Consider the following 21,350-nt stretch of genomic DNA (forward strand, 5'->3'; position numbering starts at 1 on the left):
GATCTATGAAGAAGGGGGTGAGCGCGTGATCGCACCGCTATCACTGCGGGATCCGGAGATCGTCGAACAAATTTGGAGACTGCAGCACGCAGCCTACCGTCTTGAGGCATATGCGGTAGGAGCTAAATATATGCCCCCGCTTCCAGATACGTTTGAAACATTGATGAACAGCACCGAAGTTTTCTATGGAGATATCACCTCGGGGGGAGAAATTATCGGCGCAATCGCTGTTTCGACGAAAAAAAACGAAGGAACTACCGAGATTACGCGCCTCATGGTACATCCCCAGCATCTGCGTCAAGGAATAGGCAGAAAGCTGCTTCGCCATGTTATTGAACACTATTCGGATACCACATTGCTCGAAGTAACAGCCGGCACATTAAACGCCCCAGCTGTCGCTCTATATAAGCAGCAGGGCTTTGTAGCCACGGGTACTGCAATGGCGATGCCGGATGTGGAATTAACGATATATCAGCTTGATCCTGTGAAACTCTCCTCTTAATAGGAGAGTTTCTTTGTATTCGCGCCAGTACATTCCAAGTTACGAATGGGTGTGAAATCGGTTATTATTAGTCAAAGAAGGTTTAATCGCTCAGAGCTGCTTTGTTGAGAGGAGGATGGATATGACGCGAGGTGGAATGAACACAAGTGATTCTGTGCAGCAAAGTCAACAGCTTGCGGCAAAGAAGGCGATTAATCGCTATAGACCCAGACGGCTTAAACGCAAGTTTATGGCTTGTATGCTGTCGGCCTTGTTCCCGGGTCTCGGCCATCTTTATTTGCGGATGTTTTGGCGTGGGATAGCTATCATTTATTTTTTAATCCTGGATGCTTCGGCATTGATTTATTTCTCGTCCATACGAATGACGATTAATATTCCATTTTTATTTTTACTGGGAATTCTAATACCTGCTATGTACTTCTACAGCATTTATGATGTGCTTCAATCTACCGATGTCGTCAATGCAAGGGTAAAGAGTGAAAAGAATGATCCTCGGAAAGGAGTTTCCCGATCGGCTGAGCACGTTTGGAGAGGAATTCTCTCTGGACTGGGGCTAATGGCAGGCGGTGGGGTAATATTTTTGCTTATTCAAAAGCCGTCTTGGCTCGCGCCCATCATCCAAGCAAGCGCAGGATACGTGGTTTCGGTGCTGTTGATCTTGGGCGGTCTGCTGTTTATGATTCGGGAGTATCGTCGCAGGCGGTTTAGAACAGGGCGAATGACGGCCTCTCTATTGCTAGTGGGTGTAGGGCTCATCCTTCTAGTGGATGTTGCGTCGGGCAGTAACTTCATGCTTCGTTTGTTGAAATGGTGGCCGCTGCTGCTTGTGGTTGCAGGGATCGAGCAAATTTACGTTTTCCTGTGGAACCGCCGAAAAGCAGCTCATCCGTTGAGACTGCTTCGCGTTGATATTAAAGGAATGCTGCTGTCGTTGTTCGTGGCATTCTCTGTATTCGCGGTAACGCAACAGGATCATTACATGCATTTGTGGAACCGGGTCAGCCTCGATTTGACGACTGCCGGCACGGATTTCAGCGTGGAAGAAGGATACAGCTTGGTGAAGAAAACGCTGGAGATTCCCATCGATTTAAGTACCGAGCAAATTATTATTAACGGCATTAATGGAAACATTGACGTAAGAAGAGCAGAAATTGAAGGAATTCGTGTTGAGAGTACGGTATGGGTAGATCAGCTGCCGGCTGAAGAGGCTCAGGCTGTGGCTGAAGATACGGAGCTCCAGACGACCGAAGGCAAAGCGTTGACCCTTAATGTAAAGGATCAGGTCTATGGTGCTTCCGGCAAGAGGCATCCTCGTTTGAATATGACCGTATTCCTACCGGAGAATCGTTTCTTGGACATTGATATTAGTACTTCAAGCGGAAAAATTAGAATGAGCGGAGTTCGCGCCATGAAACAGATTAAGCTGCAGACGGGCAATGGGGATTTGAAGCTGTGGGACGTCAATGGCGATGTAACGGCAAAAACGCTGAATGGAGATGCGGAAATGTATCGCATATTCGGCAATGTCCATGCCGAGACTCAAGGTGGAAATATGATCGGAAACATGATCACGGGAAAAGTCTCCATGTCTACATTGGTCGGCAACATCGCTTTGATGAACGTAGATGACGACATCCATGCAACAACGAAGAATGGTAATATAAATATTAAGGGTGTGGCTGCTGCGCTAAGGGCCGAATCCCTGAATGGTAAGGTTGAGATCGAGTCCCCGCAAATCGAGGGAGATTGGAATGTATATAGCGCCGTAGGAGAAATGACCTTAATCATTCCCGAGGAAGGCGATTATATGCTGGAGGGCTCGAGTGGATATGGCGACATTACGACAGACTTGCCTTTCCTAGTCGATAACAAAGCAATAAATGGAATTATGGGCACGGGGGAATATTTAGTAAAGATCGAAGGGAACAGCAATTTGTTTGTGAATAAACGATGAAATCGGTTTGCTAGGCTTGTCAGAGTTTGCTTCCCTGGCTGCACTCAATTGACAAACGAATTATTGTAAAAGTACAATAAAGTTGTAAGAAGACAGAGGAGGACGGGCAACAACCTCTTAAAGGCGGTGGACAAAATGACTACGCGGGTACAGCATGCTCTGGATCAATTGAAACTGAGTGGGGTTCGAATTACGCCGCAGCGTCATGCCATTTTAACGTTTCTTATGGAATCGATGGGCCATCCGACGGCAGATGAAATCTACCGTGCGTTAGCGCCCCGCTTTCCGAATATGAGCGTGGCAACAGTATATAATAATCTCAAAATGTTTATTGAAGCTGGTATGGTTCGGGAATTGACATATGGAGACAACTCCAGCCGTTTTGACGCGGACGTCTCGAATCATTATCATGTGATATGTGAGAAGTGTGGCAAAATTAAAGACTTCACATATCCCTCGTTGGAGGATGTGGAACAAAAGGCCGAAGAAATGACCGGCTTCCAGGTGCATGGTCACCGAATGGAGCTTTATGGGGTTTGCGGCGATTGCCGGGAACAATAATCATTTGACCTGCGCATTTGGAAGAACGTGACGAATTCCTTCGTGAATTCTTCACGTTTTTGTTTTTTCGAGTCCATATGAGCTTGCCGCGTCGCAACTATTATCTATTGATGGGGGTACTTTGGATTGAAAAATAGAAGAACGGCTCGTACGAGACGCAGGCGCGGAGGACGATTCAAGTGGTTCATGGTACTTGTATTGCTTGCGGCCGGTGCATACTGGGCGGCGTCTGAGTTTTTGCCAAGTTGGGAGCATGCCGATCCCGACTGGAAAGGTAAAATTGAAAAGCCGATTTTTGTGGCAGGCGAAGTGATGGATTTGCCCGCTTTGGATAGCGGGGAAGGGTTGCAGCTTCCTTTTACGGTGATTCAATCGGTGATTGATCCTAATATCAGATATGAAGAAGAGACGAAGTCGGTCATTCTTACTACGCAGCGCAAACTGGTATTGATGAAGACGGACGACATGAATGGAAAGATCAATAATAAGCCGGTTCAATTGTTGTTTGCTCCGGTGGAGAAGGATGGAAATTTATACTTGCCGGCCTATCTATTGAAGGATCTGTATGGTATCGAGGCGCATGAAGATGGGGATTCCGGTGCTGTGTTATTGTATCGGGCAGGGGAGTCGCTCCAAACGGCTCACGTCCAAACCTCTAGCCGGAAGAAGGATGCCGTGGTTGCTATGCGCCAAGGCAGCAGCATTCATACACCGATTTTGGCGGAGATGAAGCCGGGAGAGAATCTGCGGATTTTGGATGAGGCTGGTGATTGGTATTATGCCCAATTGGATAATGGCTATGCCGGATATGTGAAAAAAAAGAATGTAGTACTGGATGAGAAAGTGACTATTCCGTCGCTGGAAGAGCAGGCCGCACCTCAGGCCAAGCAAAAGTGGCAATCCACAATTGTTAATTTAACCTGGGAGGCCGTGTACAATGTTGCGCCCAAGCCATCTTCAATCGGGGAGCTGCCAGGGGTGAACGTTGTTAGTCCTACTTGGTTCTCGCTCGTGGATGGAAAAGGGAATGTCCAAAGCAAAGCTGATCGCGCTTATGTGAATTGGGCGCATGGCCGTGGCATGCAGGTGTGGGGATTATTTAGCAATAGTTTTGAGCCGGAAATCACTTCGGAATCCTTGTCGACTTTCGAACGTCGCATGACTACAATTGTACAAATGCTGCACTATGCAAAACTATATGATTTAGACGGCATTAATATTGATTATGAGAATGTTTATACAAAGGATGGAGCCAATTTGACCCAATTCATGAGGGAATTGTGGCCGCTGGCGCAAGAGCAGGGACTCGTGATTTCTATAGATGTGACTCCAAAATCAAACAGTGAAATGTGGTCGGCGTTCCTGGATCGCAGGTCTTTGGCAGAGGTAACCGATTATTTAATTGTCATGGCATATGATGAGCATTGGGCTGCAAGTCCGGTATCAGGCTCTGTTGCCTCTCTGCCTTGGGCTCGTTCTTCGATGACGCGGATTATTGAGGAGGATGATGTGCCTCCCGGCAAGTTGATTTTGGGAATACCATTATACACGCGGGTATGGACAGAGACGCAGGAAGACGGATCCACGAAGGTGAAGTCTAAAGCGATCGGTATGAAGAAGGCTCAGGAAATCATTAAGGAAAAATCGCTGAAGCCGAAGCTGTCCGAGGAAACCGGTCAGAATTACGTCGAATACCGTGAAGATGGGGCTCTTCACCGAATTTGGTTGGAAGACAAGGACTCCTTGGCTCGTCGGGTGGAAATGGCGAAGTCGCTTCAGCTTGGAGGTATCGCAACGTGGAATCGGAGTTTTGCTTCAAGCGAAGCTTGGGAAGTATTGAGCAAAATCGCCAACTGAAAATTGTTATAGAAGTTATGGGAAAATAAAAAGGCGGGCACTTATAAGTGCCCGCCTTTTTATTTGTTGTATTAGGATTTTGCGGAATGTGCGGCAGCCATTTTTTGCTGCTGCAATTGTTCGGCTGTAATATTTGCTCGATCAGGATCTAACGTTAACATGGTTTTGCAGAACATGCAGCGATCCGTCTTGCCAAGCATTTTTGTTAATTTACGGCATTCTGGGCATTCCAATTGAACTGCAGAGGTGGACAGCATGCCAGCGATGAAGTAAACAGCCAAGCTTCCGAGCATAGCGATGAGTCCGATGACAAGTCCGATTCCGGCGACAACTTTTCCCGATTGTCCCCAGAAGACGATGCCTGCTGTACCGAGAACCATAAGCCCCATTCCGATCATAGTGAGGAGAAGGCCCCATAATCTGAATTCATTGATTTTGCTTGATTTGAAGAACATTTGAGCAAACCTCAATTCATGATATTTTTTTAGAACGCTGCTTAAAAAAAAGCAGGAAACTTCAATATAGCGTAGAACTATATTATAACGAATTGGCAGGATAACGCCAAGGTAGGAGGATATCGTGGAACCAACTATTTATTCATTAGTTGATGAAGATAGTGTCGGCCGCCAAGCATTAGGCGCTATCGGATATCGCCACAACAGTGGAGAATTTCACAGCTCGCTTATTTACAACTTTGAACTGGTTGTTATAACGGTATGCGAGGGAATGAATGAAGCGGGGATTGAAATTGAGCATTGTACAAATGGAGATATGCAGTATCAATTGCTTTATATTGGCAACGAGGATTTGAAACGCTGGGTAATGACTGGTGAGAACCGGGAAATTGTACAGTGTTTTTTACATGGAGAAATTATTTGGGATGTCGAAGGAGAATTAGCACGGTTGTGTAATGAAATCATTGAATTCGGAGAAGGTATGAGAGAGCAGCGCAAATTTATTGAATTTGCAAAATTTCTAAAGATGTACATAGAAGCAAAGCGCTATACCCAAGATCTTGATTTCCTCGACGCTTATTATAATGTGCTGCAGGCCTTGAAGCATTACGCAAGAATAGAATTGATTGAACAGGGGATTTTACCTGAAAGCAGTGTATGGGAGCAAGTGCGCCCGCTGAACTCTGTCGTGTATAAGCTGTTTGACGAGCTGACGGATAATAAGGAGACATTGGAGCAGCGAATCCAGCTTGTACTGCTGGCTTGTGAGTTTACGATTATATCCAAGATGTCGGACTGCTGCTCGGTATTGCTGCGCATTTTATCTAGCCGCAAAGACGCCTGGAGCATCCAAGAGCTCAGACAGCTTCCAGAATTAGAGCATGTGCGAGAAGAAGTCCCCATGCTGTTGAGGAAACTGGTGTATCATTCCTTGGCATATGAAGTAACAAGCGAGCCAAAGGGAAGCATTGGGGAAGAGCGTGAGATCAAGTATTTGGCGGGAAAATTTTGATGTAAGTCATTTCCAAAGAAATAAGTATAAATATAGATTGACTCTTATGTATGATCTGTGTTAAATTAAATCTCGCCCCTTCAAGGCAGCAAGATTTTAAAAAATATATACAGGCATGAGCCTAAAAAAGTTTTTTAAAAAACTTGTTGACTTAATCCGGGTGATCGTGATATATTATAAGAGTCGCTGCTGAAACAAAGGCGACGCACGAAATAAGGTTTGATCTTTGAAAACTGAACAACGAGTGAGCGGGTTTCACGGAAGTGAAATCTAAAAATAGAGTCAGATGTAAATCTGATCTCGTCAGATTCAAAATGAGCAAGTCAAACACTTAGCTGAAAGAGAAATTGCCTTCGGGTAAAACTTCCTTTCACCTTTAATGGAGAGTTTGATCCTGGCTCAGGACGAACGCTGGCGGCGTGCCTAATACATGCAAGTCGAGCGAAGTTATTTTGGAAGCTTGCTTCCGAAATAACTTAGCGGCGGACGGGTGAGTAATACGTAGGCAACCTGCCCCTCAGCCTGGGATAACTAGCGGAAACGTTAGCTAATACCGGATAATTTGCTTTTTCGCATGAAGAAGCAATGAAAGACGGAGCAATCTGTCACTAAGGGATGGGCCTACGGCGCATTAGCTAGTTGGTGAGGTAATGGCTCACCAAGGCGACGATGCGTAGCCGACCTGAGAGGGTGAACGGCCACACTGGGACTGAGACACGGCCCAGACTCCTACGGGAGGCAGCAGTAGGGAATCTTCCGCAATGGACGCAAGTCTGACGGAGCAACGCCGCGTGAGTGATGAAGGTTTTCGGATCGTAAAGCTCTGTTGCCAGGGAAGAACGTCTTGGAGAGTAACTGCTCTAAGAGTGACGGTACCTGAGAAGAAAGCCCCGGCTAACTACGTGCCAGCAGCCGCGGTAATACGTAGGGGGCAAGCGTTGTCCGGAATTATTGGGCGTAAAGCGCGCGCAGGCGGTCATTTAAGTCTGGTGTTTAATCCCGGGGCTCAACTCCGGGTCGCACTGGAAACTGGGTGGCTTGAGTGCAGAAGAGGAGAGTGGAATTCCACGTGTAGCGGTGAAATGCGTAGAGATGTGGAGGAACACCAGTGGCGAAGGCGACTCTCTGGGCTGTAACTGACGCTGAGGCGCGAAAGCGTGGGTAGCAAACAGGATTAGATACCCTGGTAGTCCACGCCGTAAACGATGAATGCTAGGTGTTAGGGGTTTCGATACCCTTGGTGCCGAAGTAAACACATTAAGCATTCCGCCTGGGGAGTACGGTCGCAAGACTGAAACTCAAAGGAATTGACGGGGACCCGCACAAGCAGTGGAGTATGTGGTTTAATTCGAAGCAACGCGAAGAACCTTACCAGGTCTTGACATCCCTCTGACCGGTACAGAGATGTACCTTTCCTTCGGGACAGAGGAGACAGGTGGTGCATGGTTGTCGTCAGCTCGTGTCGTGAGATGTTGGGTTAAGTCCCGCAACGAGCGCAACCCTTGATCTTAGTTGCCAGCATTTCGGATGGGCACTCTAAGGTGACTGCCGGTGACAAACCGGAGGAAGGTGGGGATGACGTCAAATCATCATGCCCCTTATGCCCTGGGCTACACACGTACTACAATGGCCAGTACAACGGGAAGCGAAGCCGCGAGGTGGAGCGAATCCAATCAAAGCTGGTCTCAGTTCGGATTGCAGGCTGCAACTCGCCTGCATGAAGTCGGAATTGCTAGTAATCGCGGATCAGCATGCCGCGGTGAATACGTTCCCGGGTCTTGTACACACCGCCCGTCACACCACGAGAGTTTACAACACCCGAAGTCGGTGAGGTAACCGCAAGGAGCCAGCCGCCGAAGGTGGGGTAGATGATTGGGGTGAAGTCGTAACAAGGTAGCCGTATCGGAAGGTGCGGCTGGATCACCTCCTTTCTATGGAGTACCTCGCTTCCGTAGCGAAGCGGTACAAATACGGTCAGCGCAAGCTGCCGGATATGCTTTCGAAGTAGCTTTACTTCGTAAAGCTTTTAGCTCACTCGTTGGTCAGTTTTGAGAGGTTAAGCCTCTTATGCGTTTGGTGATAATGGCGGAGGGGTTCCACGCGTACCCATCTCGAACACGACCGTTAAGCCCTCCAGCGCCGATGGTACTTGGACCGCAGGGTCCTGGGAGAGTAGGACGTCGCCAAGCGCAGCCCATTTTATGGGTTGCCTTTTAAATTTAACATTCCTTTTACGGGCCCTTAGCTCAGCTGGTTAGAGCGCACCCCTGATAAGGGTGAGGTCGGTGGTTCGAGTCCACTAGGGCCCACCATACAACTCCATATTCACTTATACGTGCTTTGGAGTGGCGTATGGGGCCATAGCTCAGCTGGGAGAGCGCCTGCCTTGCAAGCAGGAGGTCAGCGGTTCGATCCCGCTTGGCTCCACCATAAATGCTATCTCTTCCATAACTTACCGCTTGATTGGTGAGTGTGGACTTGATAAGATAGTCTTCCGCCAGTAAAGTGGTGGTGGAACAATTTGTTGAAATGTTGAACGTCACCTTGCGTGATCGTTACAAAATTTCATCATTGCTGATCATTACAACCTCACGAAGTGATGGCTGCGCATGATCGAGCATTTGATCCTTGAAAACTGGATAACGAAACGAAATTTGCGTTTTAGAAATATTCCTTTTCTGATGAATTTAAATGAGCTGCAAAGCCAAATTAAAATTCATCATAGCTGAACTTGTGTCAAAACAAGTGAAGTGAAAAGTGGCTAGCGAAGGTTTTGGGACTGGAGATCCTTTGTGAGGCGATTTCTACCTTGTATGAATTTACTTGATCAAGAAATCGACGAACAACAGAGCGCCAGGCGCAAAACCGAAGCATTATGGTTAAGCTACTAAGAGCACACGGAGGATGCCTAGGCGCTAGGAGCCGACGAAGGACGTGGCGAACAACGAAACTGCCTCGGGGAGCTGTAAGCAAGCTTTGATCCGGGGGTGTCCGAATGGGGAAACCCGGCTGTGGTAATACGCAGTCACTCGCATCTGAATACATAGGATGCGTAGAGGCATACCAGGGGAACTGAAACATCTAAGTACCCTGAGGAAGAGAAAACAAGAGTGATTCCGTCAGTAGCGGCGAGCGAACGCGGAACAGCCTAAACCAGAGAGCTTGCTCTCTGGGGTTGTGGGACGTCTCACATGGAGTTACAAAGGAACAGGTTAGACGAACAGGTCTGGAAAGGCCGGCCGTAGAAGGTAAAAGCCCTGTAATTGAAAGTCTGTTCCCTCCGAGACGGATCCCGAGTAGTGCGGGGCACGTGAAACCCCGTATGAATCTGCCAGGACCATCTGGTAAGGCTAAATACTCCCTAGCGACCGATAGTGAAGCAGTACCGTGAGGGAAAGGTGAAAAGCACCCCGGAAGGGGAGTGAAAAAGAACCTGAAACCGTGTGCTTACAAGAAGTCAGAGCNTCTCGAACACGACCGTTAAGCCCTCCAGCGCCGATGGTACTTGGACCGCAGGGTCCTGGGAGAGTAGGACGTCGCCAAGCGCAGCCCATTTTATGGGTTGCCTTTTAAATTTAACATTACTTTTACGGGCCCTTAGCTCAGCTGGTTAGAGCGCACCCCTGATAAGGGTGAGGTCGGTGGTTCGAGTCCACTAGGGCCCACCATACAACTCCATATTCACTTATACGTGCTTTGGAGTGGCGTATGGGGCCATAGCTCAGCTGGGAGAGCGCCTGCCTTGCAAGCAGGAGGTCAGCGGTTCGATCCCGCTTGGCTCCACCATAAATGCTATCTCTTCCATAACTTACCGCTTGATTGGTGAGTGTGGACTTGATAAGATAGTCTTCCGCCAGTAAAGTGGTGGTGGAACAATTTGTTGAAATGTTGAACGTCACCTTGCGTGATCGTTACAAAATTTCATCATTGCTGATCATTACAACCTCACGAAGTGATGGCTGCGCATGATCGAGCATTTGATCCTTGAAAACTGGATAACGAAACGAAATTTGCGTTTTAGAAATATTCCTTTTCTGATGAATTTAAATGAGCTGCAAAGCCAAATTAAAATTCATCATAGCTGAACTTGTGTCAAAACAAGTGAAGTGAAAAGTGGCTAGCGAAGGTTTTGGGACTGGAGATCCTTTGTGAGGCGATTTCTACCTTGTATGAATTTACTTGATCAAGAAATCGACGAACAACAGAGCGCCAGGCGCAAAACCGAAGCATTATGGTTAAGCTACTAAGAGCACACGGAGGATGCCTAGGCGCTAGGAGCCGACGAAGGACGTGGCGAACAACGAAACTGCCTCGGGGAGCTGTAAGCAAGCTTTGATCCGGGGGTGTCCGAATGGGGAAACCCGGCTGTGGTAATACGCAGTCACTCGCATCTGAATACATAGGATGCGTAGAGGCATACCAGGGGAACTGAAACATCTAAGTACCCTGAGGAAGAGAAAACAAGAGTGATTCCGTCAGTAGCGGCGAGCGAACGCGGAACAGCCTAAACCAGAGAGCTTGCTCTCTGGGGTTGTGGGACGTCTCACACGGAGTTACAAAGGAACAGGTTAGACGAACAGGTCTGGAAAGGCCGGCCGTAGAAGGTAAAAGCCCTGTAATNCTGCCCGGTGCTGGAAGGTTAAGGGGAGCGGTTAGGGAGTAATCCCGAAGCTGTGAACCGAAGCCCCAGTAAACGGCGGCCGTAACTATAACGGTCCTAAGGTAGCGAAATTCCTTGTCAGGTAAATTCTGACCCGCACGAATGGCGTAACGACTTGGGCGCTGTCTCAACGAGAGATCCGGTGAAATTTTAATACCTGTGAAGATGCAGGTTACCCGCGACAAGACGGAAAGACCCCATGGAGCTTTACTACAGCTTGATATTGAACTTTGATGCGATTTGTACAGGATAGGTGGGAGCCTAGGAATCCGGAGCGCCAGCTTCGGTGGAGGCATCGTTGGGATACCACCCTGATCGTATCGAAGTTCTAACCTAGGACCGTGACCCGGTTCGGGGACAGTGTCAGGCGGGTAGTTTGACTGGGGCGGTCGCCTCCTAAAGAGTAACGGAGGCGCCCCAAGGTTCCCTCAGAATGGTTGGAAATCATTCGTAGAGTGCAAAGGCAAAAGGGAGCTTGACTGCGAGACTGACAAGTCGAGCAGGGACGAAAGTCGGGCTTAGTGATCCGGTGGTACCGCATGGAAGGGCCATCGCTCAACGGATAAAAGCTACCCTGGGGATAACAGGCTTATCTCCCCCAAGAGTCCACATCGACGGGGAGGTTTGGCACCTCGATGTCGGCTCATCGCATCCTGGGGCTGAAGTAGGTCCCAAGGGTTGGGCTGTTCGCCCATTAAAGCGGTACGCGAGCTGGGTTCAGAACGTCGTGAGACAGTTCGGTCCCTATCTGTCGTGGGCGTAGGAAATTTGAGAGGAGCTGTCCTTAGTACGAGAGGACCGGGATGGACGCACCGCTGGTGCACCAGTTGTTCCGCCAGGAGCATAGCTGGGTAGCTACGTGCGGATGGGATAAACGCTGAAAGCATCTAAGCGTGAAGCCCTCCTCAAGATGAGATTTCCCAATTTAGTAAGACCCCTTGAAGACGACGAGGTTGATAGGCCTGAGGTGGAAGTGCAGCAATGTATGGAGCTGACAGGTACTAATCGGTCGAGGGCTTATCCAATTCCCTATATAGAAGTAGGGCTAACACGCAAATGGTTGTTTCGTATCCAGTTTTCAAGCGATCAAGCTTGAATTAAATATTGTTCCCTGATAGCTCAGTCGGTAGAGCACTCGACTGTTAATCGAGTTGTCACAGGTTCGAGTCCTGTTCGGGGAGCCATATGGAGAGGTGTCCGAGTTGGCCGAAGGAGCACGATTGGAAATCGTGTAGGCGTCACAAGCGTCTCGAGGGTTCGAATCCCTCTCTCTCCGCCATCATTTTACTTAAGTATCATGTTTTTATGATACATATATGGCCCGTTGGTCAAGGGGTTAAGACACCTCCCTTTCACGGAGGTAACAGGGGTTCGAATCCCCTACGGGTCACCACTATCTTTAATGCTACGAGTAGGGTATGAGAAGCCCTTAAGGGTTCGTCGGAGCATAAGCGTCGTTAGCAATAACATCGCAGTCTCGAACGAAGTGAGAGTATCCCCTACGGGTCACCACTTTCATTAAGTAAGTTTCAGTAGGGTGAGAATCCCTAAGTGCCATGAAAAATAACTTGATTTTCTACTCGGTTATATGGTACAATAGAAATTGTCTTTCCTCGGAGGCTTAGCTCAGCTGGGAGAGCATCTGCCTTACAAGCAGAGGGTCAGCGGTTCGATCCCGTTAGCCTCCACCATATAATTTTATAACTGTCGCGGGGTGGAGCAGCACGGTAGCTCGTCGGGCTCATAACCCGAAGGTCGCAGGTTCAAATCCTGTCCCCGCAATTGCATTACCTAGTGTGGAGCCGTGGTGTAGAGGCCTAACATGCCTGCCTGTCACGCAGGAGATCGCGGGTTCGAATCCCGTCGGCTCCGCCATTACATCTCTGAGATAGGGATGGGAATCCGAAGGGTTCACAAGTCAAGAACTGGAAACCGTCACGCTAACGAGCTGATCGCAGCGGAATAGGTGAAGGCTCCAAGGGAACTATTCCTATATGGCTCGGTAGCTCAGTCGGTAGAGCAGAGGACTGAAAATCCTCGTGTCGGCGGTTCGATTCCGTCCCGAGCCACCATTGATTCATTTGATAACTGAAAACGCCGGTGTAGCTCAATTGGTAGAGCAACTGACTTGTAATCAGTAGGTTGGGGGTTCAAGTCCTCTCGCCGGCACCACATGGAGGCTTAGCGAAGTGGCCAAACGCAGCAGACTGTAAATCTGTTCTCGTACGAGTTCGGTGGTTCGAATCCATCAGCCTCCACCAGTTTTACCATAGGGGCATAGTTTAAAGGTAGAACAGCGGTCTCCAAAACCGTTAGTGTGGGTTCAATTCCTGCTGCCCCTGCCAGTTTTACAATAGCATACTTTTATTATGGCGGTCGTGGCGAAGGGGTTAACGCACCGGATTGTGGCTCCGGCATTCGTGGGTTCAAGTCCCATCGATCGCCCCATTTTTATCTCAAAAATCATATATTGGGGATTAGCCAAGCGGTAAGGCAACGGACTTTGACTCCGTCATTCCATAGGTTCGAATCCTATATCCCCAGCCATATGTTGCGGACGTGGCTCAGCGGTAGAGCATCGCCTTGCCAAGGCGAGGGTCGCGGGTTCGATTCCCGTCGTCCGCTCCATTTTTGTATATGGCGCCATAGCCAAGTGGTAAGGCACAGCTCTGCAAAAGCTTTATCCCCAGTTCGAGTCTGGGTGGCGCCTCCATTGTTACTCTGCGGGAGTGGCGGAATCGGCAGACGCACAGGACTTAAAATCCTGCGGTAGGTTACTACCGTACCAGTTCAAGTCTGGTCTTCCGCACTTGTATCGAGTTGAAATTATACTATGCCGATGTGGTGGAATTGGCAGACACGCCGCACTCAAAATGCGGTGCCGAGAGGCTTGCCGGTTCGAGTCCGGCCATCGGTATTATGGACAAGAAGGTATATACAATTGCTACACAAGCAATTGTATATACCTTCTTTATTTTTATAAAATTTCCGTTTAGGCGAAGGAAGTTTGACTTTAGTATTTGCAAGGTATATTTTGAGTATGAGAAGGATTCTCCATGCAGAATCCTTCTGAGGTATCTTGGCAATTTATTAAGGAGGCTTGCTACAGAATGAAGAACGTGCAATCTACCGTAACTTTGTCGAATGGGGAGCAAATGCCATGGTTGGGTCTTGGCGTATTCAAAATGAGTGACGGGCAGGAGGTTATCAACTGCGTAGAAACAGCAATCCAGAACGGTTATCGAAGCATTGATACTGCGTCCCTTTATGATAATGAAGAAGGGGTGGGGCAGGCGATTAAATCTTCCGCTGTCCCACGCGAACAATTGTATATTACAACAAAAATATGGAATTCCGATCAGGGCTATGAAAGTACACTGAAGGCTTTTGACCGCAGTATGAACAAGCTCGGGTTAGATTATCTGGATCTCTATTTGATCCACTGGCCAGTCAAGGGAAAATATAAAGAAACCTGGAAGGCCCTCGAAAAATTACATAGAGATGGTCGTGTCCGTTCCATAGGCGTTTCTAACTTTCAAATTCATCACTTGCAAGACTTGTTGGAAGATGCCGAAATCAAGCCGGTGGTCAATCAAGTGGAATTACACCCTTTGCTTAGCCAAGTGGAGCTGAGGGAGTATTGTAAGTCTGAGGGAATCCAAATCGAGGCATGGTCACCTTTAGCTCAAGGCCAATTGCTGGATAATGAGGTACTGAAGGCGATCGGTGCAAAATACGGTAAATCGACAGCTCAGGTAATTATTCGTTGGGATCTACAGAATGAAATTGTTACGATTCCTAAATCGGCGAAAGAACACCGTATCATTGATAATGCGAATGTATTTGACTTCGAATTGACATCAGAAGAGATGGAGCAAATAAATGAGTTGAATCAAAATAAGCGCATTGGCCCGGATCCTGACAATTTCGATTTCTAGTCAAGCCGTGTAAGTTGTATTTGGATCTACTCTGTTTGGCTTTATAATAAATAAAGAAGCGCCTTGAGTTCCATTAGAACTTAAAGCGCTTCTTCTGATTTTAATCGGCTACGCTGTAAATAACCGCCTGGCTAGATTTAAGTTGGAAGGCTATATATTAAGCACTACCATTCAGCAAAATCTGTCTAATTTGCTGCTGGTGGAGACGCTCGCCGATAACTACAACCAATGCGCCCGCTGTTAGCAGCAGATCCGGGCCAGGATTGATATGTTTGGAATGATTGCTTTCAACGACGGCGATAATCGTGGCACTGGAACGCTGACGTACGCGCAGCTCGCCAATCGTTTTGCCAATCGCTTTGTAGTGCGGCTCTAGTTTATACCATTCGATAATGAGATCGCCTAATGCGACTTCTATATTTTCCAATGGAGTAGGCTTGTAAGTGACTCCGCCGATAATCGCAGACACGTACCGCGCTTCCTCATCGGTTAAAGATATTTTGGAGATGCTGTCCTCTGGATTGTCAACTCCGTAGTGATAAACTTCACGTCGACCGTCATCGTAGATCGTAATGGTTAGTTTCTCGCCGCTGCGAGTTTCAATTTCAAATTTTTTGCCTGTGCCGGGTAAATCAGTTTCTTTAAGATTCATTAGGTTCCGACCTCCAGTATAAGAAATGTTATTTTTATAAGTTTGTTTTGTAATAGCCGCCGATCTTCCCTCACGACTAAGGACGAAATCTTAGTTACTTGTCATTTACGTTTGATTAAGCTGCATACATGCTAGTAAATTTGATAGGTAACAGAAGGATCCGCTTCATGCGTTGATAGAAGAATGGACGAAAATAAGCCCCTGCCAAAGCAAGCAGTGAACATGCTGCAGCGGGTAGGACTAACAGGTAAAGCGGGATTAGGCCACTGCTAAAATGGACATATACCGATGAATGAAAGGCTTTGTTCTCCGAATTGCGGAGCGCTTGGTCAACCTTAACGGTTCCCTGTCCCAAGTTAGCGATATGTCCTTGATTTAGAGCTGGATAAGGAATGGAGAAAATCATGAAAAGCGCAAGGACAGCGGTAGAGAACTGAGCCATCGATCGCCGCATATGTATCATGATGCCTATCTCCTCTCTTAAAATAGCTGCTAACCTTAAGGATAGCATACAATCCTTTGTATCTCAAAAGAATGATGATAATTTATTTATCCAAATTCATGGGTTTTACTTCGAAACTGCGTAATTGTACGATTCGAATATATTCCCGAGGCTGAAAAGAACCATTGATCTCCATTCTGGCATTAGGCTGCCGGGAGTGTAAATGCAATTGCTTTGCAGGCATCGTCGGAGGCACATTATGCTCAAGAAACGCTGCACCGCAGGTAATAAGGATAAATAGAGACGAGCAGACAAGGATTTGGCGGATCGGCATGGAAATCACTCTCCTTTATTATAGAAAGTGATTTCCCTAATGAGTTATATATATACAGTTATATTCTGGTTTACAACCATCTAAAAAAGCGATATACTTTTTGATGTGCTATACAACCAGTATTATCTTTAATCGCATATATGTTAATCGGAGGAGCCTGCCAAACGCGGGCTCTTTTTGCGTTTTTTCAGGCATACCCTATTTATGTTCTGGTCTAAATATGGCAAAGCTGATGAGACCAGGAATGATATCCCTGATTTAAGGAGGAAGCATTTTGTCTACATTGCACGCAGCAATTATACTACCTTTTATTCTGGCAATAGGAGTCCCTCTGCTTAAAAGGCTGCCGGGGAGGCCGCATCCAGGTTGGGCTGTTCTCTTGGGGCCTGCCGCTTTATTTATCTATTTTTTAGGGCAGATTCCATCCGTCCAAGCGGGGCAAGGGATTGTATCGACCATACCTTGGATACCATCGCTAGGCATCGAAGTTACCGTTCTTTTGGACGGGCTGTCGTTGTTATTTGCACTGCTCATATCAGGGATTGGGGCGCTCGTTACTCTATATTCTATTTTTTATATGGATAAGAAAAGGGAGGCTGTTCATCGCTTCTACACTTACCTGCTTCTATTCATGGGGGCAATGTTAGGCGTTGTATTGTCGGATAATTTGATTGTGCTCTACGGCTTCTGGGAACTGACGAGCATTTCTTCCTTTTTACTTATCTCTTTCTGGCATCATCGGGAGCGCTCGAGATACGGGGCTTTTAAATCTATGTTGATTACCGTATTCGGCGGGCTTGCGATGCTGGCTGGATTTGTTCTGCTTTATAGGATGACAGGCACTTTCTCGATTAGAGAAATCATACAGAGTACGGACTTGATCAAGGGCCATTCACTCATGCTGCCTACATTGCTGCTGGTACTGCTTGGCGCCTTTACGAAATCAGCTCAGTTCCCATTCCACATTTGGCTGCCAGACGCTATGGAGGCGCCGACGCCGGTCAGTGCTTATCTGCATTCGGCAACGATGGTTAAGGCTGGTTTATATCTCGTAGCTAGACTTACACCTGTGTTTGCCGGGCAAGCAGCTTGGTTCTGGCTTGTATCTGCAGTTGGATTGATTACGCTGATTTTCGGTTCGTTCAAAGCGATTAAGCAGACGGATTTGAAAGCGATGCTGGCCTTCTCCACGATTAGTCAGTTGGGGTTGATTATGGCCTTGCTGGGGCTCGGTTCGGCTTCGGGTTACTTTACAGATATTCAGCAATCCTTGTTCTACTCCAAGGCTACGATGGCCGCTATATTTCATTTGTTGAATCATGCGGTGTTTAAGGGAGCCTTGTTTATGGTCGTTGGAATCGTGGATCATGAGACGGGGACAAGGGATATCCGCAAGCTTGGCGGATTAATGTCAATTATGCCCGTGACATTCACGGTCGCTTTGATCGGCACCTTCTCCATGGCTGGCATACCGCCATTCGGCGGCTTCCTAAGTAAAGAAATGTTCTTCACGGCTGTTCTGAATGCGGGCGAGATGGGCATTTGGAACATGCAAACCTGGAGTTTATGGTTTCCGCTCATCGCCTGGGTTGCCAGCGTCTTTACCTTTGCCTATAGCATGGTACTGCTGTTTAGAACCTTTACGGGAAAACTTCAGGAGCAGGAACTGTCGAAACGGCCGCATGAAGCACCGGTAGGCATGCTCATTTCACCGGTGATCATGGCTTCCTTGGCCCTGGTATTCGGGCTGTTCCCAGGCTTGCTATCGTACTCGTTAATCGAGCCAGCGATGGCCTCGATTCTGCCAGGCCTGCTTGCGCCAGGCGAGAAGTTTCAAGTGTCCATACAGTTCTGGCATGGCTGGACTCCAGAGGTGTTCATGACCATCGGCGTTATTGCGGTCGGCATCTTGGTATTCGCACTGAGCTCCAAAATCAAGGCACTCCATAATCCATTGTTTACCCGATTCTCGCTGAACGGTGTATATGATTCAGGCTTAAGAACGATGGAGCGATCGTCGCAATGGATCACGAATAAATATATGACGGGCTCCGTGCGTCATTACTTAATTTATATTTTTGCGTTCCTTATAGTTGTGCTTGGGGTCATTATGTTCGCGTTCGATGGCTTCAGTCTGGATATGAGCAGCTACGCTCCTGTAACAATTTATGAGACAGCAATTTTGCTTGCGCTTATTATAGCCGCATCAGCAGTGCCATTCGCCAACTCGCGTTTACTGGCTATCATTCTGACGGGATCGGTAGGATATATGGTAACTCTGTTCTTCGTTATCTTCCGCGCGCCGGATCTTGCCCTAACCCAACTCATCGTAGAGACAGTATCAGTTACGCTGTTTCTGCTCTGTTTCTATCATTTGCCGAAGCTGAAAAAAGAGCTGTCCGTGCTTAAGTTCAAGCTCACGAATTTTTTGATTTCGCTAGGAGTCGGCACGATGGTAACACTCATTGCGCTCAGCGCACTAAGCGCAGGAAGCAGTCATCCTTTCGAATCGATCTCGAAATTTTTCTTGGAAGCAAGCTATAAACTGGCCGGCGGAAAAAATGTTGTGAACGTCATCCTCGTCGATTTCCGGGGCTTCGATACGATGCTGGAAATCGTGGTGCTCGGGATCGCTTCGCTGGGCATCTACGCCATGATTCGCTTAAGCCTGGATGATGAGCAGCAAGTACAGCTGCCTTCTGGAAAATTAGATGCAGCCGTGACGGGGAAAGGCTTAAAGCCGCTGAAAAGCAACGATGTTATTCTACGGACGACTTCTAGGATCGCCATGTTTATCATATTGACCTTCTCCTTTTATTTATTCTTTGCAGGACATAATGATCCGGGAGGCGGTTTCATTGGTGGTCTGATGACTTCTGCTGCACTCGTCCTGTTTGCTATCGCATTTGGACTGAAGGTCATGCGGAGCATTATTCCGCTTAATTTCCGCAAAGTCATGGCTACGGGCCTGCTAATCGCATTCCTGACAGGGCTAGGTTCGCTTGCGTTCGGAGTTCCATTCCTCAGTCATGCGTTTGGGCATGTTCATTGGCCGATTATGGGGGAAGTCGAGCTTGCTACAGCCGTAATTTTTGACTTGGGCGTATATTTAACCGTGGTGGGAGTCACGATGACAATTATTCTTGAGATTGGAGGGGATCGGTAGTCATGGAATTAATGATGTCTATTGCTGTTGGCATATTGTTCATGATTGGAGTATATCTCATCCTATCCAGGAGCCTGCTGCGCATCATTCTTGGAACATCGCTTCTCACGCATGCCGTTCATTTACTTCTGCTGACGATGGCACGTTTGAAAAAAGGAGCGCCGCCGCTGCTTGGCGAGCAGGCTTCCGCCTATACAGATCCAATTCCGGCGGCGCTTATTTTAACATCAATTGTAATTAGCTTTGGGGTAACGTCCTTCTTCTTTGTACTTGCCTACAAATCGTATCAAAAATTAAAGACGGACGATATGGAGCAGTTAAGGGGGGATGAAGGTGAATAATTTACTCGTGTTTCCGTTAATGATTCCCCTGTTGACTGCGGTAGCTCTTATTTTTAGTCATAACCGGGTCGTGCTTCAAAGATGGATTAATGCCACGGGAGCGATTCTGAATGTCGTTGCAGCCGCCTTGATTGTTCGCCAGGTAAGACTGGACGGTATTCAGACTTTATATATGGGGGGATGGACTCCGCCCTACGGGATCGTATTTACCGCGGATATGCTGGCGTCGCTGCTTGTTCTGACGACCACGGTGCTTAGCACGGCCTGTTTATTCTATGCCTTCGGCAGCATTGGTCAAGAGAGGGAGCGGCATTATTTTCATCCGTTCTTTCAGTTTTTGATCGTAGGCGTGAACGGGTCGTTCTTGACGGGGGACTTATTTAACCTGTTTGTCTGCTTCGAGGTTATGCTGATCGCATCTTATGCTTTGATCGTACTTGGCGGCACGAAACGGCAGCTGAGAGAAACCTTGAAATATATTCTGATCAATATCGTGTCTTCCAGCTTCTTTGTGGCAGGAATTGCCTACTTATATGGGGTTGTCGGGACGCTGAATATGGCCCATTTATCACTTCGTGTAGCAGAGGTAGGACAGGGCGGGGTACTTAATGTGATCGCCGTATTGTTCTTAATTGTATTTGCGCTCAAGGCCGGTCTATTCTTGTTCTTCTGGCTGCCGGGCTCGTACAGTGCTCCCCCAACGGCCGTAAAGGCTTTGTTCGGCGCGCTCTTGACCAAGGTCGGCATCTATGCCATTGCCCGTACCTTCAGTCTGATTTTCTACAACCAGCCGGAGCTTACTCATTCGCTTATTGGCTGGATGGCGGTATTGACGATGATATTAGGCGGCATCGGCGCGGTCGCTTATTCTGATATTCATCGTATCATCAACTATAATGTCGTGATCGGGATTGGCTTTATTTCCTTTGGAATCGCCACGGCTGCCAAGCCTTCTATGGACGGCGTCGTCTTCTATTTAATCCATGACATGATCGCTAAAGCGCTGTTGTTCCTGCTGGGGGGCATGCTCATCAAGGCTGCGGGAACAAGCGATTTACGGCAAATGGGAGGGCTGATCAAGCGATACCCGCTGCTAGGCTGGATGTTTTTTATTCTGACGCTGGCTTTAGTGGGCGTACCGCCGCTTAGCGGCTTTACGGGCAAGCTGCTGATCATTCAAGGTGGATTCGCTTCGGGGCATTATGTGTGGACCGGTATAGCCCTGGCATCCAGCTTGATCGTTCTGTACTCTTTAATGAAAATATTCTTAGGGGCATTTTATGGCGATGAGCAGCCTGCCGCTGCGAAGGAGCCTGTTCGGTTAAGGGGACTGAGCGCTGCAGCTGCCGTACTATTCGCATTTATCCTCGTAATCGGTATCGGCTCTGAATGGGTATACTCGTATGTGTCTCAGGCCGGGGATGTTCTGGCGAGTCCTGCTATTTATATAGATGCCGTGCTGAAGGAGTAGATGAA

12 protein-coding genes, 20 tRNA genes, 2 rRNA genes and 1 other annotated feature are annotated in these 21,350 nt (G+C 47.8%); of the genes, 31 read left to right on the top strand and 3 right to left on the bottom strand.

Features of this window, described 5'->3' with window-relative positions:
* Positions 1 to 25: 25 nt before the first annotated feature.
* From CZ379_RS09345 to CZ379_RS09360, 4 genes are all read left to right on the top strand, one after another.
* Positions 26 to 502 carry a GNAT family N-acetyltransferase gene (locus CZ379_RS09345; RefSeq protein WP_110931398.1) on the top strand — a complete coding sequence of 159 codons (477 nt, stop codon included), beginning with the start codon at positions 26 to 28 and terminating at the stop codon, positions 500 to 502.
* 121 nt (positions 503 to 623) lie between these two features.
* Positions 624 to 2,456 (top strand): DUF4097 family beta strand repeat-containing protein, encoded by a 1,833-nt coding sequence (locus CZ379_RS09350; protein ID WP_234404870.1) that lies wholly within the window; start codon positions 624 to 626, stop codon positions 2,454 to 2,456.
* Between the two features lie 135 nt (positions 2,457 to 2,591).
* Complete coding sequence (locus CZ379_RS09355; RefSeq protein WP_110931399.1) at positions 2,592 to 3,017, top strand: Fur family transcriptional regulator; 426 nt, start codon at positions 2,592 to 2,594, stop codon at positions 3,015 to 3,017.
* Between the two features lie 186 nt (positions 3,018 to 3,203).
* Positions 3,204 to 4,874 (top strand): glycosyl hydrolase family 18 protein, encoded by a 1,671-nt coding sequence (locus CZ379_RS09360; protein WP_110931400.1) that lies wholly within the window; start codon positions 3,204 to 3,206, stop codon positions 4,872 to 4,874.
* Positions 4,875 to 4,945: 71 nt separating this feature from the next.
* Here the strand turns inward: CZ379_RS09360 and CZ379_RS09365 are convergent, their stop codons facing one another.
* A complete protein-coding gene (locus CZ379_RS09365) occupies positions 4,946 to 5,329 on the bottom strand; it encodes a YgzB family protein (RefSeq protein ID WP_110931401.1) in 384 nt (127 codons plus the stop codon).
* A gap of 124 nt (positions 5,330 to 5,453) precedes the next feature.
* Here CZ379_RS09365 and CZ379_RS09370 point away from each other — a divergent pair, with 124 nt between their 5' ends.
* The 24 genes from CZ379_RS09370 (at position 5,454) to CZ379_RS09485 (ending at position 14,939) form a co-directional block, all read left to right on the top strand.
* Positions 5,454 to 6,341: a nucleotidyltransferase-like protein gene (locus CZ379_RS09370; RefSeq protein ID WP_110931402.1), complete on the top strand. Its 888-nt coding sequence runs from the start codon at positions 5,454 to 5,456 to the stop codon at positions 6,339 to 6,341.
* A gap of 376 nt (positions 6,342 to 6,717) precedes the next feature.
* Positions 6,718 to 8,272 (top strand): 16S ribosomal RNA (locus CZ379_RS09375).
* 141 nt (positions 8,273 to 8,413) lie between these two features.
* Positions 8,414 to 8,530: ribosomal RNA gene (gene rrf / locus CZ379_RS09380) — 5S ribosomal RNA — on the top strand.
* A 46-nt stretch (positions 8,531 to 8,576) separates the two neighbouring features.
* Positions 8,577 to 8,653: transfer RNA gene (locus CZ379_RS09385), tRNA-Ile, on the top strand.
* A 42-nt stretch (positions 8,654 to 8,695) separates the two neighbouring features.
* Positions 8,696 to 8,771: transfer RNA gene (locus CZ379_RS09390), tRNA-Ala, on the top strand.
* A gap of 447 nt (positions 8,772 to 9,218) precedes the next feature.
* Positions 9,219 to 12,026: a sequence feature (mutual gap in cmsearch alignment for this rRNA model is longer than 100), on the top strand.
* A tRNA-Ile gene (locus CZ379_RS27270) sits at positions 9,933 to 10,009 on the top strand. Its footprint overlaps the feature before it by 77 nt.
* Positions 10,052 to 10,127: transfer RNA gene (locus CZ379_RS27275), tRNA-Ala, on the top strand. Its footprint lies within the feature at positions 9,219 to 12,026.
* A gap of 83 nt (positions 12,027 to 12,109) precedes the next feature.
* Positions 12,110 to 12,185, top strand: a tRNA-Asn gene (locus CZ379_RS09405).
* A 3-nt stretch (positions 12,186 to 12,188) separates the two neighbouring features.
* Positions 12,189 to 12,280 (top strand) — tRNA-Ser (locus tag CZ379_RS09410).
* A 39-nt stretch (positions 12,281 to 12,319) separates the two neighbouring features.
* A tRNA-Glu gene (locus CZ379_RS09415) sits at positions 12,320 to 12,394 on the top strand.
* Positions 12,395 to 12,616: 222 nt separating this feature from the next.
* Positions 12,617 to 12,692 (top strand) — tRNA-Val (locus tag CZ379_RS09420).
* A 17-nt stretch (positions 12,693 to 12,709) separates the two neighbouring features.
* Positions 12,710 to 12,783 (top strand) — tRNA-Met (locus CZ379_RS09425).
* Positions 12,784 to 12,799: 16 nt separating this feature from the next.
* A tRNA-Asp gene (locus CZ379_RS09430) sits at positions 12,800 to 12,876 on the top strand.
* A gap of 121 nt (positions 12,877 to 12,997) precedes the next feature.
* A tRNA-Phe gene (locus tag CZ379_RS09435) sits at positions 12,998 to 13,073 on the top strand.
* 24 nt (positions 13,074 to 13,097) lie between these two features.
* Positions 13,098 to 13,173: transfer RNA gene (locus CZ379_RS09440), tRNA-Thr, on the top strand.
* A gap of 3 nt (positions 13,174 to 13,176) precedes the next feature.
* A tRNA-Tyr gene (locus tag CZ379_RS09445) sits at positions 13,177 to 13,262 on the top strand.
* A 10-nt stretch (positions 13,263 to 13,272) separates the two neighbouring features.
* Positions 13,273 to 13,346, top strand: a tRNA-Trp gene (locus tag CZ379_RS09450).
* 27 nt (positions 13,347 to 13,373) lie between these two features.
* A tRNA-His gene (locus CZ379_RS09455) sits at positions 13,374 to 13,449 on the top strand.
* A gap of 23 nt (positions 13,450 to 13,472) precedes the next feature.
* Positions 13,473 to 13,548 (top strand) — tRNA-Gln (locus CZ379_RS09460).
* Positions 13,549 to 13,554: 6 nt separating this feature from the next.
* A tRNA-Gly gene (locus CZ379_RS09465) sits at positions 13,555 to 13,629 on the top strand.
* 11 nt (positions 13,630 to 13,640) lie between these two features.
* Positions 13,641 to 13,714, top strand: a tRNA-Cys gene (locus CZ379_RS09470).
* 10 nt (positions 13,715 to 13,724) lie between these two features.
* A tRNA-Leu gene (locus tag CZ379_RS09475) sits at positions 13,725 to 13,810 on the top strand.
* 26 nt (positions 13,811 to 13,836) lie between these two features.
* Positions 13,837 to 13,918: transfer RNA gene (locus CZ379_RS09480), tRNA-Leu, on the top strand.
* 193 nt (positions 13,919 to 14,111) lie between these two features.
* Positions 14,112 to 14,939, top strand: a complete 828-nt coding sequence (locus CZ379_RS09485; RefSeq protein ID WP_110934298.1) for an aldo/keto reductase — start codon at positions 14,112 to 14,114, stop codon at positions 14,937 to 14,939.
* A 157-nt stretch (positions 14,940 to 15,096) separates the two neighbouring features.
* Here the strand turns inward: CZ379_RS09485 and CZ379_RS09490 are convergent, their stop codons facing one another.
* On the bottom strand, positions 15,097 to 15,591 hold the full coding sequence (locus CZ379_RS09490) for a cation:proton antiporter regulatory subunit (RefSeq protein ID WP_110931403.1): 495 nt from the start codon (positions 15,589 to 15,591) through the stop codon (positions 15,097 to 15,099).
* Positions 15,592 to 15,706: 115 nt separating this feature from the next.
* A complete protein-coding gene (locus CZ379_RS09495; protein WP_110931404.1) occupies positions 15,707 to 16,054 on the bottom strand; it encodes a hypothetical protein in 348 nt (115 codons plus the stop codon).
* 587 nt (positions 16,055 to 16,641) lie between these two features.
* On the opposite strand from CZ379_RS09495, the gene CZ379_RS09505 reads away from it, so the two are divergent.
* From CZ379_RS09505 to CZ379_RS09515, 3 genes are read left to right on the top strand one after another with little or no spacing between them, the layout of a single operon-like run.
* Positions 16,642 to 19,533 (top strand): Na+/H+ antiporter subunit A, encoded by a 2,892-nt coding sequence (locus CZ379_RS09505; RefSeq protein ID WP_110931406.1) that lies wholly within the window; start codon positions 16,642 to 16,644, stop codon positions 19,531 to 19,533.
* Positions 19,534 to 19,535: 2 nt separating this feature from the next.
* Positions 19,536 to 19,874: a Na(+)/H(+) antiporter subunit C gene (locus CZ379_RS09510; RefSeq protein WP_110931407.1), complete on the top strand. Its 339-nt coding sequence runs from the start codon at positions 19,536 to 19,538 to the stop codon at positions 19,872 to 19,874.
* Positions 19,867 to 21,345: a Na+/H+ antiporter subunit D gene (locus CZ379_RS09515; protein WP_110931408.1), complete on the top strand. Its 1,479-nt coding sequence runs from the start codon at positions 19,867 to 19,869 to the stop codon at positions 21,343 to 21,345. Before CZ379_RS09510 ends, CZ379_RS09515 begins: the two co-directional genes overlap by 8 nt.
* The last annotated feature ends 5 nt before the right edge of the window (positions 21,346 to 21,350 follow it).

Origin of the sequence: Paenibacillus bouchesdurhonensis (assembly GCF_900155685.1) — a bacterium.
Taxonomy (GTDB): domain Bacteria; phylum Bacillota; class Bacilli; order Paenibacillales; family Paenibacillaceae; genus Fontibacillus; species Fontibacillus bouchesdurhonensis.

Excerpts from the sequence above, each read along its gene's own strand:
- CZ379_RS09365 (WP_110931401.1), bottom strand. The coding sequence starts at position 5,329 with ATGTTCTTCAAATCAAGCAAAATCAATGAATTCAGATTATGGGGCCTT.
- CZ379_RS09360 (WP_110931400.1), top strand. The coding sequence starts at position 3,204 with ATGGTACTTGTATTGCTTGCGGCCGGTGCATACTGGGCGGCGTCTGAG.
- CZ379_RS09490 (WP_110931403.1), bottom strand. The coding sequence starts at position 15,591 with ATGAATCTTAAAGAAACTGATTTACCCGGCACAGGCAAAAAATTTGAA.
- CZ379_RS09510 (WP_110931407.1), top strand. The coding sequence starts at position 19,536 with ATGGAATTAATGATGTCTATTGCTGTTGGCATATTGTTCATGATTGGA.
- CZ379_RS09350 (WP_234404870.1), top strand. The coding sequence starts at position 624 with ATGACGCGAGGTGGAATGAACACAAGTGATTCTGTGCAGCAAAGTCAA.
- CZ379_RS09485 (WP_110934298.1), top strand. The coding sequence starts at position 14,112 with ATGAAGAACGTGCAATCTACCGTAACTTTGTCGAATGGGGAGCAAATG.
- CZ379_RS09495 (WP_110931404.1), bottom strand. The coding sequence starts at position 16,054 with ATGATACATATGCGGCGATCGATGGCTCAGTTCTCTACCGCTGTCCTT.
- CZ379_RS09355 (WP_110931399.1), top strand. The coding sequence starts at position 2,592 with ATGACTACGCGGGTACAGCATGCTCTGGATCAATTGAAACTGAGTGGG.